Annotated in this window: 11 protein-coding genes; 8 read left to right on the top strand and 3 right to left on the bottom strand. The window is 42.2% G+C overall.

The genetic code is table 11. The features are described 5' to 3' along the window. Window positions 1–144: 144 nt before the first annotated feature. From HYN48_RS12265 to HYN48_RS12245, 5 genes are all read left to right on the top strand, one after another. Window positions 145–1,167 (top strand): LLM class flavin-dependent oxidoreductase, encoded by a 1,023-nt coding sequence (locus HYN48_RS12265; RefSeq protein WP_108372121.1) that lies wholly within the window; start codon window positions 145–147, stop codon window positions 1,165–1,167. Window positions 1,168–1,319: 152 nt separating this feature from the next. Continuing rightward, on the top strand, window positions 1,320–4,307 hold the full coding sequence (locus HYN48_RS12260) for a type I restriction endonuclease subunit R (RefSeq protein ID WP_108372119.1): 2,988 nt from the start codon (window positions 1,320–1,322) through the stop codon (window positions 4,305–4,307). Continuing rightward, the gene (locus HYN48_RS12255; protein ID WP_108372117.1) at window positions 4,300–5,553 is read left to right on the top strand and encodes a restriction endonuclease subunit S; all 1,254 of its coding nucleotides are present in this window, start codon (window positions 4,300–4,302) and stop codon (window positions 5,551–5,553) included. Before HYN48_RS12260 ends, HYN48_RS12255 begins: the two co-directional genes overlap by 8 nt. A gap of 3 nt (window positions 5,554–5,556) precedes the next feature. Beyond that, window positions 5,557–6,642 (top strand): AAA family ATPase, encoded by a 1,086-nt coding sequence (locus tag HYN48_RS12250; protein ID WP_108372115.1) that lies wholly within the window; start codon window positions 5,557–5,559, stop codon window positions 6,640–6,642. Window positions 6,643–6,644: 2 nt separating this feature from the next. Next, window positions 6,645–8,273, top strand: coding sequence for a type I restriction-modification system subunit M (locus HYN48_RS12245; RefSeq protein WP_108372113.1), 1,629 nt, complete (start codon window positions 6,645–6,647; stop codon window positions 8,271–8,273). A gap of 353 nt (window positions 8,274–8,626) precedes the next feature. Here the strand turns inward: HYN48_RS12245 and HYN48_RS12240 are convergent, their stop codons facing one another. Further along, window positions 8,627–9,370 carry a hypothetical protein gene (locus tag HYN48_RS12240; protein WP_108372111.1) on the bottom strand — a complete coding sequence of 248 codons (744 nt, stop codon included), beginning with the start codon at window positions 9,368–9,370 and terminating at the stop codon, window positions 8,627–8,629. Between the two features lie 364 nt (window positions 9,371–9,734). Here HYN48_RS12240 and HYN48_RS12235 point away from each other — a divergent pair, with 364 nt between their 5' ends. Beyond that, entirely contained in the window at window positions 9,735–11,390 is a 1,656-nt protein-coding gene (locus HYN48_RS12235; RefSeq protein WP_108372109.1) for a T9SS type A sorting domain-containing protein, read from the top strand. 57 nt (window positions 11,391–11,447) lie between these two features. Here the strand turns inward: HYN48_RS12235 and mnmE are convergent, their stop codons facing one another. Further along, window positions 11,448–12,842 (bottom strand): tRNA uridine-5-carboxymethylaminomethyl(34) synthesis GTPase MnmE, encoded by a 1,395-nt coding sequence (gene mnmE / locus HYN48_RS12230; RefSeq protein WP_108372107.1) that lies wholly within the window; start codon window positions 12,840–12,842, stop codon window positions 11,448–11,450. A 217-nt stretch (window positions 12,843–13,059) separates the two neighbouring features. Here mnmE and HYN48_RS12225 point away from each other — a divergent pair, with 217 nt between their 5' ends. Beyond that, the gene (locus tag HYN48_RS12225; protein WP_108372105.1) at window positions 13,060–13,899 is read left to right on the top strand and encodes a universal stress protein; all 840 of its coding nucleotides are present in this window, start codon (window positions 13,060–13,062) and stop codon (window positions 13,897–13,899) included. Window positions 13,900–13,955: 56 nt separating this feature from the next. After that, entirely contained in the window at window positions 13,956–15,320 is a 1,365-nt protein-coding gene (locus tag HYN48_RS12220) for an NAD-dependent succinate-semialdehyde dehydrogenase (protein ID WP_108372103.1), read from the top strand. A 126-nt stretch (window positions 15,321–15,446) separates the two neighbouring features. Here HYN48_RS12220 and dnaN read toward each other — a convergent pair whose 3' ends face one another. Continuing rightward, window positions 15,447–16,565: a DNA polymerase III subunit beta gene (gene dnaN, locus HYN48_RS12215; protein WP_108372101.1), complete on the bottom strand. Its 1,119-nt coding sequence runs from the start codon at window positions 16,563–16,565 to the stop codon at window positions 15,447–15,449. Between the last annotated feature and the right edge of the window lie 109 nt (window positions 16,566–16,674).

Here is a 16,674-nt window from a genome sequence, read left to right as displayed (position 1 = left end):
GCGCCCACTGAACAATATTATCGCATGAGTAATTTTTGCTTCGTTTGTTTAGCGCCGCTCAGTCGGCTGCGTCTCTGGTCAAGACAAAATAAGAACGATTTAATTGAGAGGTACAGTTACGGATAAACCAATAAATAAAACAACATGAAAAAAATAGGTTTTTTATCCTTCGGCCATTGGGCCAATCACCCGGCCTACAAAGCCCGTACAGCCAGCGACACCTTACTCCAGTCGATTGACCTGGCCGTTGCCGCTGAAGAAATCGGTATAGACGGCGCGTACTACCGCGTCCACCATTTTGCACGGCAGCTGGCATCGCCTTTCCCGCTGCTGGCCGCCATCGGTGCGAAAACAAACGCCATAGAGATCGGAACGGGCGTCATCGACATGCGGTACGAAAATCCGCTGTATATGGTCGAGGATGCCGGGGCTGCCGACCTGATTTCGGGCGGACGCCTCCAACTCGGTATCAGCCGCGGATCACCGGAGCAGGTGATTGACGGCTGGCGTCATTTTGGGTACGAACCCCAACAGGGCGAGACCGATGCCGACATGGGCCGAAAGAAAGCACTCGAATTTTTAGAACGGCTGAAAGGCGATGGGTTTGCACAGCCGAACCCGAACCCGATGTTCCCCAATCCGCCCGGGCTGTTGCGACTCGAGCCCTATTCGGAAGGGCTGCGCGACCGCATCTGGTGGGGCGCGGCTTCAAATGCCACCGCGGTCTGGGCGGCACAGCAGGGCATGCACCTGCAAAGCTCAACCCTGAAGTTTGACGAAAACGGCAAGCCTTTCCACGTCCAGCAGGCAGAACAGATCAGGCTGTATAAAGAAGCATGGAAAGCAGCAGGGCATAAGCGCGAACCGCGTGTCTCCGTAAGCCGCTCCATCTTCGCGCTGATGAACGACCAGGACCGCATGTACTTCGGGCAGCAGGGCAACGGAACCGACAGCTTCGGTTATATCGAAAGCGACAAACGCGCGATCTTCGGCAAAAGCTATGCGGCCGAACCCGACAAGCTCATCGCGGAACTCGCCCACGACGAAGCGATTCAGGAAGCGGATACGATATTATTGACGATCCCGAATACCTTAGGCGTGGAGTACAACGTGCATGTTCTCGAAAGTATTTTGAAACATGTGGCGCCGGGGTTGGGGTGGCGGTGATGTAATTGAAATTTAGAATGTAAAACCAGTTGGATTGTTTCAAACAGTTCAACTGGTTTTTTGTGCTTTTATCAGAGGTGGTAAACCGCCAATGAAACTTACTGAAATTGCATTTAAAAAATTATCTTTGAAACTTGATAGTAAAAATTTTGATGACAAGAGAAAAGAAAATTGAGCAAAGTCTAATTGGCAAGCTAATAGATTTAAAATATACTTATCGCACCGATATTCGCGATAGGTTTTCGCTTGAAAGAAACTTTCGGGAAAAATTTGAAGCGCTGAACCGTGTCCGTTTAAGTAATTCTGAATTTGCAAGATTGCGTGATGAAATAATAACTCCTGATGTTTTTGCAGCTTCAAAAGTCTTACGGGAGAAAAATTACTTTCAGCGTGAAGATGGAACACCTTTGCATTATACACTTGTAAATATAAAAGATTGGTGTAAAAATGACTTTGAAGTTATCAATCAATTACGCATAAATACAGAAAATAGCAACCATCGTTATGATGTAGTTATTTTGATTAATGGTCTTCCTGTCGTACAAATTGAACTAAAAGGTATCAGTATTTCTCCACGACAAGCAATACAACAAATTGTTGATTATAAAAACGATGTAGGAAATGGTTATACCAATTCACTCATGTGTTTTATGCAATTGTTTATTGTTAGTAATCAATATAATACTTACTACTTCGCTAATAACAGAAACCAACATTTTCAGTTTAATGCGGATGAACAGTTTTTACCTGTTTATCAATTAGCTGATGAAAGCAATAAAAAAATCACCAATTTAGATTTATTCTCCGAAAAGTTTTTGTCTAAATGTACTTTGGGCGAAATGATTAGCAAATACATGGTGCTTGTTGAAAGTGAACAAAAGCTTTTAGTGATGCGCCCTTACCAAATATATGCAGTAAAGGCGATCATGGATTGTATCAATCAAAATCGTGGTAACGGTTACATTTGGCATACTACCGGAAGCGGTAAAACCTTAACTTCTTTTAAAGCTTCTACCCTTTTAAAAGAAAATCATGAAATTGAAAAATGCTTGTTTGTTGTAGATAGAAAAGACCTTGACCGACAAACACGAGAAGAGTTCAATAAATTTCAAGAAGGAAGCGTTGAGGAAAATACCGATACCGAAAGTTTGGTTAGACGTTTACTGTCTTCTGATTATTCGGATAAAGTAATTGTTACTACCATTCAGAAATTAGGTTTAGCGCTTGATGATACTAAAAACTATAAAGAGCGATTAAAATATTTAAGTAACACTCGCATTGTGTTTATTTTTGACGAATGCCATCGTTCTCAATTTGGTGATAATCATAAAGCCATTAAGGAATTCTTTCCAAAAGCACAATTATTTGGCTTTACAGGAACGCCAATTTTTTCTGAAAACTCCAATTACATTGTTAGAGAAAACGAAGAAGCAACCTATAAAACTACCGAATCTATTTTTGAAAAACAATTGCATGCGTACACCATAACACACGCTATTGAAGACAAGAATGTATTGCGTTTTCATATTGATTACTTCAAAGGCAAAGGCGATGTAAACCCAAAACCAGGAGAAGCTATTGCACAACAAGCAGTTGTCGATGCTATTATAGAAAAACACGATGCAGCCACCAACCACAGAAAATTTAATGCCGTTTTAGCAACTTCTTCTATCAATAATGCTATTGAATATTATCGATTGTTCAAACTTGCGCAACAAAAAAAGCAAGAAACGGATGTAGCTTATGTGCCGCTTAACATTGCTTGTGTATTCTCTCCACCTGCCCAATTGTTGGCAAAAGAAGGTGACCAAAAAAATGCAGAAGACATTAAGCAATTGCAAGAAGATTTACTTCAAGAAAAAGAAGACAATAAGATAAATCCGGAAGAAAAGAAATTAGCGCTGATTGAAATTATTGACGATTATAACAAACAATTTAAAACCAATCATACTATCAATGAATTTGACGGATATTATCAAAATTTACAAGCACGAATAAAAGACCAAAAATACAGCAATCGAGATTATGCGCACAACAATAAAATAGACATTACCATTGTAGTAGATATGTTGCTTACTGGCTTTGATTCGAAGTTTTTGAATACGCTGTATGTAGATAAAAACTTAAAGTACCACGGATTAATTCAAGCATTTTCCCGTACCAATCGTGTATTGAACGACACCAAGCCATACGGCAATATTCTAGATTTCCGTTCGCAACAAGAACAAGTTAATCAGGCAATTGCGTTGTTCTCGGGCGAGAGCAAAGACAAGGCGTTTAAAATCTGGATGGTGGATCCTGCTCCAGTTGTCATTGAAGAATATAAAAAAGCTGTGGAAGCGTTGGGTACATTCTTGCAAGAAAACAACTTGACTTACGAGCCTGACGAAGTGTATAGCCTGAAAGGCGATAGTGCCAAAATTGCTTTTGTAAAAAACTTTAAAGAAGTACAACGACTGAAAACGCAATTAGACCAATATACCGATTTAGATGAAAAACAAAAAGAAGTTATTGAAAACATTTTGCCAACCGACCGTTTGCAATCGTTTAGAAGTTCGTATTTAGAAACAGCTAAACAGTTCAAAGCCATACAAGACAAAGAAGGCAATGATGCTCCTGAAGATGTACAACAATTGGATTTTGAGTTTGTGTTGTTTGCTTCTGCTGTAATTGATTATGATTACATCATGAATTTAGTTGCAGACAACTTGCAAATGAAACCGTCTAAACAAAAAATGACGAAACACGAAATCATTAGTTTGTTGAGTGCTACCGCTAATATGATGGAAGAGCAAGAAGACTTAACTGACTACATCAATAGTTTAGATTGGAACACTGGTCAAGATGTAGACAAATTACGCAAAGGTTATCAAGCTTTTAAAGATGAAAAGAGCGATAAAGTATTAACAAAAATAGCTATTGATCACGGAGTGCAAAAAAATGAATTAAAAGCATTTGTTTTAAACATCATGAGCCGATTGATTTTTGATGGTGAAAAATTGACCGATTTGTTAGAACCCTTAGAACTCAACTGGAAAGAGCGCAGTGTAAAAGAACAAGCGTTGATGACCGACCTCATACCATTATTAAAAAAACAAGCCCAAGGGCGAGAAATATCTGGACTTACGGCTTATGAATAATGAAACAAATAAACTAATTCCTGAAATTCGCTTTCCTGAGTATAAAAGTGAAGGTATATGGGATAAAAGAAAGTTAGGAGAAATAAGCAATATAGTTATAGGCGGAACTCCAAGCACAATTATTGATGAATATTGGAACGGTGATATTGGATGGATTGGTTCTGGTGAATTAAAAAATAATATTATTAAATCGCCAACAAAATATATCACAGAACTAGGTATGAAAAAAAGTTCAACATATTTGTTGCCCAAAGGAACAACCGTTTTAGCAATGACTGGTGCAACTCTAGGAAAAGTTGGTTTTCTTGATATAAATAGTTGCGGTAATCAATCTGTTGCGGGGTTTATAGGTTTAACAAATCTAAATTCAAAGTTTCTATTTTATCAATTACAAAAAGAAACTACACAAATATTATCTTTTGCTGGTGGAGGAGCACAAGCTGGAATTAATAAATCTAATATTGAAAATTTAATTTTACATATCCCGCTAAGAATTGAAGAGCAACAAAAAATTGCAGATTGCCTTTCTTCATTAGATGAAGTGATAGCGACTCAAATTGATAAATTAGAAACTTTAAAAACCTACAAAAAAGGATTGATGCAAAGCCTTTTTCCACAAGAGGAAGAAAAAATGCCAAAGTTAAGGTTTAGTGAGTTTTTTACTTCATTAATAAAAATCTGTTTTGCAGAACTTGGTGAAATAAAAATTGGGTTAACTCATAAACCTGATTACATAAATACTGGTATTCCATTTCTTTCATCTAAAAACATTTCAGGTGGTTATATTGACTTTAAAGATATTCAATATATAAGTAAAGAAAAATTTGAAAGTATGCCTGAGAGTACTAAACCAAAGGTAGGTGATATTCTTTTCACAAGAGTTGGATCAAATTTAGGCAATCCAATTATATTGGAAAAGAACATAGAATTTGGAATTTTTGTAAGTTTAGGTTTTTTTCGTGTTAACAAAAAAGCAAATAACTATTACATGAAATATTGGATGGAATCTGATTTATTTTGGAAGCAAGTAAATCAAAAAGTAGGAGGCGGAGCAAAAGATAATTTAAATTCAACCTGGCTTAGAGAATTTGAATTATACATTCCTTCAATTGAAGAACAACAAAAAATAGCCGATACACTATATTCTTTAGATAATTTGATTAAAGAGCAAGTTGATAAAATAGAACAGTTAAAATTGCACAAAAAAGGATTAATGCAAGGGTTGTTTCCAAAAGTAAAAAATTAGAATATGAGTAGTGTAATAGAAATAGCTCAGGAATTAAAAGACATAAAAGAGAGTGTTATTCTGGTTTACGCCTTCAATGCAACTGGAAAAACACGCTTGTCTGTAGAATATAAAAATATAACTAAAAATCCTGAAGACGGAAGCCATGCTGGGGTCTATTACAACGCATATAGTGAAGATTTGTTTGTTTGGGATAATGATACTAAAAATGGAGAGCAAAATATCAAACTAGACATTAAATACAGTAGCCTTAACACACTACAAAGATTAATGACGGAAGAAGATATTGAAAAAAAATTATTGCCTTACAAGCGCAAGTATAATTTCTTTTTTAATCCAAACAATGATCCTGAAAAAGGTTACGACTCAATAACATTTTATAAAAACGATGATACAGACACTCCAATAAAAATATCAAGAGGTGAAGAACGAATTTTCGTTTGGTGTTTCTTTTTAGCTTTATTTGAAGTTGAAGGTTGGGCTGATAGTCAAAGTGCACATTTTTTTATTGATGATCCTGTTTCTAGTATGGATGACCATAATATCTATGTTACAGCTTATACCGTTTTTGATTTAATTGAAAGAGAATTTGAAAAAAGGAAAATTATTATTACTTCACATCATTTTGGTTTCCTGACAATTCTATCTGATATGTTAGGCAAAGGTTCTAGCGCTGGTAAGTATCGAAATAAAGATAATTCAAAAAAATACAAAGAATTTATTCTTGAAAGTAATACAGATGATCTATCATTAATAACAACAAAAGATGGTGTTTTTCTTTATCATTTAAGGTTATTGCAAATTTTAGATCAAGCATCCAAAACTGAAGTTTATACTTATCATTTTGCATTGTTAAGGCAAGTGTTAGAAAATATTGCTTCTTTTCTAGGTGTTGGGCAATTTAGCTATGTTTTGGAACAAATAGGAATTCAAGATAAAGAACGAATTGCTTTTATTGTAAATGCTCTTTCCCATTTAAATGTGTACTATCAACAAATCGATAAACCAGTTCCAGATAACTTAGAAATATTTAACGATGTTTTGATTAGAATAATGGATAAATATGGATTTATAATTCCAAAAGATTAAAAATGACACAAAAAGAACAACAACAATTGGGTAAAACCCTTTGGGCTATAGCAGATAAATTACGTGGGGCTATGAATGCCGATGATTTTCGGGATTATATGCTATCGTTTCTTTTTCTAAGATATTTATCTTCCAACTACGAAGAATCTGCTAAAAAAGAATTAGGAAGGGATTATCCTGATGATACACCAAAAGATGTTATGTCCAAATTAAAGGTCAATACACCTTTAGAAATTTGGTATAAAGAAAATTCGGCTGATATAGAGTTTTTTGAAAAACAAATGCGTAGAAAAGTGCATTATGTTATCAAGCCACAACATCTCTGGAATAGTATCGCCGAAATGGCTCGTACACAAAACAATGAGTTATTAGAAACGCTTCAAGACGGTTTCAAATACATTGAAAACGAATCGTTTGAAAGTACTTTTCAAGGTTTGTTTTCGGAAATCAATTTAAATTCTGAAAAATTAGGAAAGACACATCCCGAAAGAAATGATAAGCTTTGTGTTATCATTCAAAAAATATCAGAAGGCATCAAAGATTTTTCTATAGATTCTGATACTTTAGGCGATGCTTATGAGTATTTAATTGGTCAATTTGCAGCGGGTTCTGGTAAAAAAGCAGGAGAATTTTATACCCCGCAACAAATATCGTCTATCCTATCAGAAATTGTAACTTTAGACAGTCAAGATCCAACAACAGGACCTAAAAATAAACTGGAAAAAGTATTAGATTTTGCCAGTGGTTCGGGTTCACTTTTGCTGAATGTTAGAAAACGAATCAAAGAAAATGGCGGTAGTGTTGGTAAAATATATGGTCAGGAAAAAAATATTACGACCTATAACCTGGCACGTATGAACATGCTTTTGCATGGGATGAAAGACACTGAGTTTGAAATATTTCATGGTGATACCCTACTTAACCAATGGGATGAACTAAACGAAATGAATCCTGCAAAAAAAATTGAGTTCGATGCCATTGTAGCCAATCCGCCTTTTAGTTTACGTTGGGAACCTAACGAAGCTATGCGAGAAGATTTTCGTTTTAAAAGCTATGGTTTAGCGCCTAAATCAGCGGCTGATTTTGCCTTTTTATTACACGGTTTTCACTTTCTGGGTCAAAATGGAACTATGGCAATTATTTTACCCCACGGTGTTTTATTCCGTGGCGGTGCAGAAGAAAGGATTAGAACCAAATTATTGAAAGACAATAACATTGATACAGTCATTGGATTACCTTCTAATTTGTTTTATTCTACTGGTATTCCGGTTTGTATTTTAGTGCTTAAAAAATGTAAAAAACAAGAAGATGTTTTGTTTATCAATGCCAGTGAAACCTATGAAAAAGGAAAAAGGCAAAATACATTAAGCGAAGCTCATTTTGAAAGAATTATTAATACCTACAAATATAGAAACGAAGAGTTGCGATATTCTAAAAGAGTATCAATGGATGAAATTGAAAAGCAAGGCTATAATTTGAATATTTCTCGTTACGTAAATACTTCTTTAGACGAAGAGAAGATTGATTTACGAGAAGTAAATTTAAAAATGATTGACATTAATAAAAAGATTAAAGAGGCTACTGATAAGCATAATGAATTTCTTAGAGAGCTAGGATTACCCCAAATTTAATAAAGTTGCGATAGTTAAATTCAACGCGCTCAGTGATAATGATAGATAAAGTTAGAAGCACTGGAAATTTTTATGTTGTAGTGTTTCCGTAGTTTTGTCTTTTAAGCAATCTACAGGTTATAAGTTTAAGGCGACATTGATGATTTAAACTAGTCGTTCGGATTTGAAACCGTCCAAACAATACGTATTGTCGCGACAACACCTGATGTTTTTCAAGTTAAAAATAGCGCGAATTTACAAACCGATAGCAAGAATTTGCATCCCATCTCCACAACGTTTATCAAAAAAATAACAATTTCATTGACTCTGAAGTTTACAATGTGACATCATTAAAGTGTGTGCAACAATAGCATTCAACTTTCTATCCTCACAACCCCACACCCAAAATCGCCAATCCCAACCATCACCCCGTTCACCTCCTGCAGAAACCGTACGCACCCAACCCCCATCAGCATCCCCCCGCCATCTGGCAAAGCAGCAACAGATAAATCTAGGGAAGTCTCCCCGGCATGGCGCGCGATGAGCAGGGGAGGGCACAGCGTAACGGCATGCGTCAACGTATCAAAATCAAAACGCAGTGCGCCATAAAGGATTTCCAGATGCGTGGCGCCAACCGGGAACCGCACCCTGTCCACGGAAAAATCATCAACGGCATACGCAAACGTATCCGCATCCAAACGCTCCGTAGCACCAAGAAGCTGCTCGAGGCTGTACTTGGGTGAAAACACAAATCCACGCAGCAACTGCTTACCCGCTTCCGTCTGCATCCCAATACCCACTTTCCGCTGCCCACGTGCAGAAACGCTGTCATGGGTCTTGATGTCCTGCAACAGCTTCATCATCCTGCCGTGCAGCGTGGCATCCTTGTGCTTTCCAAGGAAAGGATGCAGCGCAATCCGCAGCGCTTTCTTTACTTTGGAACACGATCCAAACTCGGATGCATTCTCCCTTACCCGCACCATCTTCGGACTGTCCTTAATCTTTTTTCCGTCAAAGCCGCCACCGGCAGCACGCACCATGGGCTTGCCGTTTCGGTAATAAAAATTCAACCCGCCCAGTGTCCCTGCCAGTTTAATGATGCCCTGTTGCTTCGCCATAATGAATAGTGTTAGTCAAACGCTCCTGAATCGCACGACCACCAGACGGGTTCAGTCACGCTATCAACTGTAAATATAACGTTTTTAATGTATTATCAAAGCGTTTGTGTAAGGTATTTAAAGCGTATATATAGCGTATATATAGCGTGTTTATAGCGTATTTGTAGCGTATATTAATAATTGCTGGTGTTACTCCTGTTACTTGTGAAGGCTACATCCACTGCACATCCGTTAGAGCCATCTTCAGCAACAAACCATCACCTTTTAAATCGCTTTTTCGCTTTTTTATCTTCATGACCTCCTATTGCATTTCGCCTTAGCAGATTACATTTTAAACGCTATCTTTGGGCACATTTAAAAAGTCATGAAACACATTGTTACGTTAGCACTCATTTTGGCAGGCTTCGCCACCCCACAGGCCCAGATTGTCCAGGTTAAGGACATTTCCACCGGTTTTGGTACGGAAAGCGGCAATCCGAGGGAATTGTTCGATTACAATGGCACCCTGTTCTTCAGGGCCGCAAACGGTCAGGTCAGCAGCCAAATCGGGCTCTGGAAATCGGATGGCACGGAAAATGGTACCGTCATCGTAAAAGATGTCGATTATTCCACACAGGCGTATTTTGGTAACGGTTATAATTTCACCCCGTTCAACGGTGCCTTATATTTCACCGGTGGAACGACCTCGTTCAATAACGGCACGGTAAATGTGGAATTGTGGAAAACAGACGGAACGACCGACGGAACGGTCAGGGTAAAAGACCTGCATCCCGGCTTAGGCAGCAGCAATCCAAACCTTTTAACGATATTGAATCCGACCACCATGCTTTTTCAGGCGAATGACGGCACGGGCGGTATGGAATTATGGAAGACCGATGGCACCAGCGACGGTACGGTGAACATCACCGATTTTCAGGGCAACGGCAATACCATATCGTGGATGAATAAACTGGGGAGCGAAGTCATCATGGGGCAGAATCTATATTACATGGGAATTGTCTTTCCGCTTGGCAACGAAATTTACAAAACCAACGGGGATGTGGGCAACAATACCTTCGTGAAGGAACTTAACGGTGACATCATTAATGGCGTCGACAAATATGCCGTAAATGCACTGGGCACCATTTTCTTTATTGGCAATAACGGCAGCACGGGCTGGGAGTTGTTCAAGACCGATGGTACTGCAGCGGGCACCGTTTTGGTCAAGGACATTAAACCCGGGTCCCAAAGCTCGGGCATTCCGTACCAGATTGTGACCTTAGGAAACAACATCTATTTTGCGACCAATACGAACGATTCGAGGTTATGGAAGTCTGACGGAACGGCAGCCGGCACGGTGGCCATCCCGTTACCGCCGGGCGTAGTGGCTTCAAATACGTATTCGTATGTAACCAGCGCGAACGGTTTGGTGTATTTTTACGCCAATGAAGGGACAACATGGGATTTGTACGCTACAAATGGCACCGTAACGACCAAATTACTGGATTGTAATGCCAGTTCGGCCTCTTTGCTTTCATTTGCGAGCGAGAAGTGCTTTGTCGAATACAATGGCTTCGTTTACTTTGCCGTCGACAGTGACGGAGATGGTAAAAAGGAATTCTGGCGCACCAATGGCACCGCGGCAGGAACGGTTTTGGTGGCAGGTTTGTTTACTCCGTTCGTCAATCCCCAATCGGTTTCCTACATTACCGTGAGCAACAACAAGATCTTTTTTGCGGGTACTTTAAACGATGGAAACGAATTGATGATGTTTGATCCTTCGACGCTCGATACCGATCAGGCGCCTGACGCGGATGCGCTCACCGTGTATCCCAATCCGTCCAATGGCAGCATGAGAGTGTCGTACAATTTTACAGGACCTGCCGCATTTGCTGTTTTTGATTTGTTGGGAAAAGAAGTGTCGCGTGGTGCCGTAAATGGCAATGAGATCAAAACCGATTTAAACAACGGCATGTACGTCTTAAAGATAAATTACCAGGACGTTACATACACCAGGAAAATTGTCATCGTAAACCAATAGCCTTTCTTGAGTAGGCAACCCGCCACGCGTTGTATTCCAGCCGATCGGGTGTGGCATTTATTTTCCGATACAGAAATTCGCAAAGATGTTCCCCAACAGCTCATCATTGGTGACCTGCCCGGTAATTTCTCCAAAGTGGTACAATGCCTCGCGTATGTCAATCGCCATAAGGTCTGAAGGCAGGTTCATCTGCAGGCCGTAATTCACCTTCTGGATTTCTTCCAATGCTTTTAGCAGGGAATCATAATGGCGTGTATTGGTCACAATCGTTTCATTGTTGCGCAAAGCACCGGTATTCACAAACGAAAGTAACGTTTGCTTTAGTTCCTCAACACCTATATTCGCTCTGGCTGATAGCAGTAAGATCCCGGGAATCTCCGACTCCAGGTGGTTGATTTCCTGCTCCGATAACTTATCCGATTTATTGCCCACAATCACAAGAGGTTTCAACGGAAACTGGTTCCTGATCTTCTCGATTTCATTCTTTAACGCTACAGTAGAATTGTGAACTGTAAACTGTAAACTGTCAATTAGATAAACCACCACCTGCGCCTGTTCCATCTTCTCAAACGTCTTCCGTATCCCGATGCTTTCCACGACATCCTGAGTGTCACGGATGCCCGCCGTATCAATAAACCGGAAGCCTATCCCACCAATGACCAGCTCATCCTCAATCGTGTCCCTCGTCGTTCCGGCAATGTCTGAGACGATGGCGCGCTCTTCGTTGAGCAGCGCATTGAGCAAGGTCGATTTGCCCACATTCGGCTCACCCACAATGGCTACGGGAATCCCGTTCTTGATGACATTCCCCGTTGCGAACGAGTCGATCAGTCGTTTAAGCACGCGCTCGATCCGGTCGAGCAGTTCGCGGAACTGCGCCCTGTCCGCGAAAGCCACATCCTCTTCGGCGAAGTCCAGTTCGAGTTCAATCAGTGACGCAAAATTCAGCAATTCAATACGCAGCTGCGCAATCTCGTTGGAAAATCCGCCACGCATCTGCTGCATCGCAATCTGGTGCGATGCCTCGTTGTCAGACGCAATCAGGTCGGCCACCGCTTCAGCCTGTGATAAATCAAGTTTGCCGTTCAGGAAAGCGCGCAGCGTAAACTCACCGGCTTGCGCCATCCTACACCCGGTACGAAGCAACAGTTGGATGACCTGTTGCTGGATGTACGTCGACCCGTGGCAGGAAATCTCCACGGTATTTTCACCCGTATAGGAGTTCGGGCCTTTAAAAAGGGACACCAACACTTCGTCAATGACTTTCTCGCCGTCCACGATATGGCCAAGGTGCAGCGTATGGGTTTTCTGCTTCAGCAAATCCTTGCGCCTGACCGGCCGGATCACCTTATCGGCAATTACAATCGCATCAGGTCCTGAAATACGCACCACGGCAATGGCACCCGCCCCGGAAGGTGTTGCCAAAGCCACTATATTATCATCGTAGGTCATTCGGATTTTTTTTGCAAAAGTAAGCAAAAGCGGCTGGATTGCCGAATGTGTTTGTCTCGGTGACCTGCGTCAGCCATAAACCATTGCGGGTCGCGAATGATCTCAGGCGCGCTGACAGGCGTTGGATGACGCGGCACACTTGTTAAAAATTCCCCAATGCCCGCCACGCATTTCCCGTAGCTTTTGTAACTTTAAGGAAACCAAAAAAGCCCGAGCCATGAAAAAGATCCTTTTCCCTACCGATTTTTCAGAGAGCGCCAACAACGCCTTTATTTACGCGTTGCACCTCGCCGACACCTTCAGGATGGAAATCATAACACTGCATGTGTATGAGTTTCCGATCCTCGACAGCAACTACATAGAGGTGCCGTTGTACCAGGCTGAGGTGTATGAAAGCCTTGAGCTGTCCAGCTTCGAGAATTACAAAAGCCAGATTCCCGTCCTGCGGCAGCTCGCCTCGGCAAATGGCATGGAGCACATACCGATCAGCAATGTTCTGCGCGAAGGGGACCTCGTAGACAATATTGCATCAATAGTCAGGGATGAGCCTATCGGTTATGTGATCATGGGCACCCAGGGTGCCTCCGGTTTCAATGCCTTTTTCTTTGGCACCACCACCGCCGATGTCATGACGGGTACCAATGCCTTTGTGATCGGTGTCCCCGAAGAATCAAAATACGAACCCATCAGGAAAATCGGCTTTGCCACTGCATACAACCCCGACGATAAAACGGCCCTGGCCAAACTCATCCCGATTGCACAAACCCTCGGCGCCGTGATTGAATGCCTGCACGTGCAGTTGCCAGGAGAGCCATCGGACGCTGCACAAATAGCGGACTGGAAGCAGGCGTTCGCCCAAAGCAACATCAACTTCCATACCATTGAGAGCGCTTCGGTGGAAGAATCGATCATCGACTTTACCGAAGTGCATAAAATCCAGTTGTTTGCGTTACTGAACCACAAACACGGATTTTGGGAAGGCCTGTTCCATACGAGCCTGACCAAGAAACTCGCATTTCACCTCAAGGTGCCTTTGCTCGCATTACACGAAGGATAAACAGCGTTTTTAAATCATCCCATTTTACCCGTACAAAAATCAAATTAACACCATCTATGCCCATACAGACCATCAATCCGTACAACAACAAGCTCATACAATCATTTGACGCTTTGACCGAAAGTGAACTCGAACACAAATTGGCGCAGGCCCACCGGGCATACCTGTCGTGGCGCAACGAACCCGTTTCGGTACGCGCCGAACTCCTGCACAAGGTGTCAGATATTATGCTGCAGCGTAAAAACGAACTGGCAAAGCTCATCACACTTGAAATGGGCAAGCTCATCGCACAAAGTGAAAGCGAGATTGAGATGTGTGCTTCGGTCTATCAATACTATGCGGATCACGCTGCAGCGTTCCTCGAGGACAAGCCGCTGGAGGTGTCAGACGGCAGTGCGTTCATACGATATACGCCTACAGGCATCATCCTGGGCGTGGAACCATGGAACTTCCCGTTTAACCAGGTGGGCAGGATTACAGCCCCAAATATTGTCGCAGGTAACGTGGTGATGATTAAGCACGCGTCTAACGTGCCGCAATGTGCCGCCATGATGGAGACGATTTTTAAGGAAGCGGGTGCACCCGAAGGCGTCTACACGAACCTGTTCCTGCCCGGTGATAAGATAGCCGCGCTCGCCGCCGACGAACGTGTTACGGGACTGTCGCTGACGGGCAGCGAGAAAGCAGGCGCCAGCCTCGCCGAAGCGGCAGGGAAGAACCTCAAGAAATCGGTGCTCGAACTTGGCGGCAGCGATGCGTTCATTATCCTCGACGATGCCGATATCGATCTGGCCGTTGAAAAAGCCGTACTGGGCCGATTTAACAATATGGGACAATCCTGCACCTCGTCCAAACGGATCATCGCGTTAGAGGCGGTAGCCGACGAATTTCTCGACAAGTTTAAGGCAAAAATAATCGGACTGAAAGTGGGTGATCCCTTAGACCCGGATACGAAAATCGGTCCGATGGTCAGTGAGGAGGCCGCCGCACGATTGGCAGAACAGGTTGATGACACGGTAAAGGCAGGTGCGAAGATCGTGACGGGTGGAAAGCGCATCGACAGGGAAGGGGCTTTCTATGATTTTACGATACTAACCGATATTCCGAAAGGGTCGGTGGCTTACCGGGAAGAGTTGTTCGGCCCGGTCGCCTCGTTCTATAAAGTCAGGGATATCGAAGCCGCCGTGGCCCTGGCCAATGATACCGGTTTTGGATTGGGCGGTTCGGTTTTCAGTCGGGATACTGACAAGGCCATTGCGGTGGCAAGCCGCATCGACACCGGCATGGTTTTTATCAACCAGAACGTGGCATCCCGACCTGACCTTCCCTTTGGCGGCACCAAGCGCTCGGGCTATGGCAGGGAACTGTCCCAGTTAGGGATTGAAGAATTCGTAAACAAAAAAGTGATCCGGATTGCGTAAGGGCCGTCAGTGCGTGAAACCTCATAGGCTGTCAGGACATAAAAAAAACCGCAATGGATAATTGCGGTTTTTCTCGTATAAAAATTGGTTGGGTTGGTAATAAATCTATGGTGTAATAGTGTACTCTTAATTGTTGAGCATCACCGGCATAACAAGCATGGTCACGGTTTCTCCCTCTTCGAGTCCATCTACCGGTGTCAGGATCCCTGCGCGGTTCGGCAGTGACATTTCTAGCATGATCATGTCCGAGTGCAGGTTGGTAAGCATTTCAGTCAGGAAACGTGAGTTAAAGCCGATCTGCATGTCATCGCCCTGGTAATCGCAGGTCAGCCTTTCTTCAGCCTTGTTAGAGTAATCGATGTCCTCAGCAGAGATATTCAGTTCAGCTCCCGCAATTTTAAGCCTGATCTGGTGCGTGGTCTTATTTGAAAAGATGGCCACACGGCGCACGGAATTCAGGAATTGCGAGCGGTCAATCATGAGTTTGTTTGGGTTTTCTTTCGGGATAACCGCCTCATAATTCGGATATTTGCCGTCTATGAGTCGGCACATTAATACATAATTATCAAACGAGAACGTTGCATTGGAGTCGTTGTACTCAATCTTTACTTCAGCATCCGAAGCGCCCAAAATGCTTTTCAGGATGTTCAGCGGCTTTTTTGGCATAATAAAGTCGGCAACCTGTGACGCCTTCACATCGGTACGGGCATACTTCACAAGCTTGTGCGCATCTGTGGCAACGAAAGTCAGCCCTTCAGGGGAAAACTGGAAAAACACGCCCGACATCACGGGACGCAGGTCATCGTTTCCGGCAGCAAATATCGTCTTGCTCACGGCAGTCGCCAGTACGTCGGCGGGGACTAAGGTCACTGAAGGATCTTCAAGATTTACGGATTTCGGGAATTCCTCACCCGGGGCATAGGCCAGGGCATATTTTCCGGAATTGGAGCTGATCTCGATTGTATTGTTTTCCTCAACGGTAAAAGTCAGGGGCTGTTCCGGGAAAGTCTTGAGTATTTCGAGCAACAGTTTTGCAGGTACCGCTACGCTTCCGGTGCTGTCTGAATCGATTTCAAGCGTCGCCGACATCGTCGTCTCAAGATCTGAGGCGGAAACGGTAAGCGTCTTGTTGTCTAATTCGAAAAGGAAATTGTCCAGGATGGGCAGCGTGTTGCTGCTGTTGATGACACTTCCTAAAACCTGCAGTTGTTTTAATAAGTAAGAACTCGATACGATGAATTTCATTCGGTGTAATTTTTTTTAAAGGACGTAAAAATCTGTATAATTTTTACATTCCACAAATATATTTTAAAGTAATAGATTTTGAAAAGATTTTTATTAACATTCAGTAAAG

The sequence above is a fragment of the Flavobacterium magnum genome, from assembly GCF_003055625.1.
In the GTDB taxonomy this organism is placed as follows: domain Bacteria; phylum Bacteroidota; class Bacteroidia; order Flavobacteriales; family Flavobacteriaceae; genus Flavobacterium; species Flavobacterium magnum.
The sequence above is the reverse complement of the archived record's forward strand: the minus strand, read 5'-3'. Positions and strand labels throughout refer to the sequence as shown.

Excerpts from the sequence above, each read along its gene's own strand:
- HYN48_RS12260 (WP_108372119.1), top strand. The coding sequence starts at position 1,320 with ATGACAAGAGAAAAGAAAATTGAGCAAAGTCTAATTGGCAAGCTAATA.
- HYN48_RS12255 (WP_108372117.1), top strand. The coding sequence starts at position 4,300 with ATGAATAATGAAACAAATAAACTAATTCCTGAAATTCGCTTTCCTGAG.
- HYN48_RS12220 (WP_108372103.1), top strand. The coding sequence starts at position 13,956 with ATGCCCATACAGACCATCAATCCGTACAACAACAAGCTCATACAATCA.
- HYN48_RS12250 (WP_108372115.1), top strand. The coding sequence starts at position 5,557 with ATGAGTAGTGTAATAGAAATAGCTCAGGAATTAAAAGACATAAAAGAG.
- HYN48_RS12245 (WP_108372113.1), top strand. The coding sequence starts at position 6,645 with ATGACACAAAAAGAACAACAACAATTGGGTAAAACCCTTTGGGCTATA.
- HYN48_RS12240 (WP_108372111.1), bottom strand. The coding sequence starts at position 9,370 with ATGGCGAAGCAACAGGGCATCATTAAACTGGCAGGGACACTGGGCGGG.
- mnmE (WP_108372107.1), bottom strand. The coding sequence starts at position 12,842 with ATGACCTACGATGATAATATAGTGGCTTTGGCAACACCTTCCGGGGCG.
- HYN48_RS12225 (WP_108372105.1), top strand. The coding sequence starts at position 13,060 with ATGAAAAAGATCCTTTTCCCTACCGATTTTTCAGAGAGCGCCAACAAC.
- HYN48_RS12265 (WP_108372121.1), top strand. The coding sequence starts at position 145 with ATGAAAAAAATAGGTTTTTTATCCTTCGGCCATTGGGCCAATCACCCG.
- dnaN (WP_108372101.1), bottom strand. The coding sequence starts at position 16,565 with ATGAAATTCATCGTATCGAGTTCTTACTTATTAAAACAACTGCAGGTT.
- HYN48_RS12235 (WP_108372109.1), top strand. The coding sequence starts at position 9,735 with ATGAAACACATTGTTACGTTAGCACTCATTTTGGCAGGCTTCGCCACC.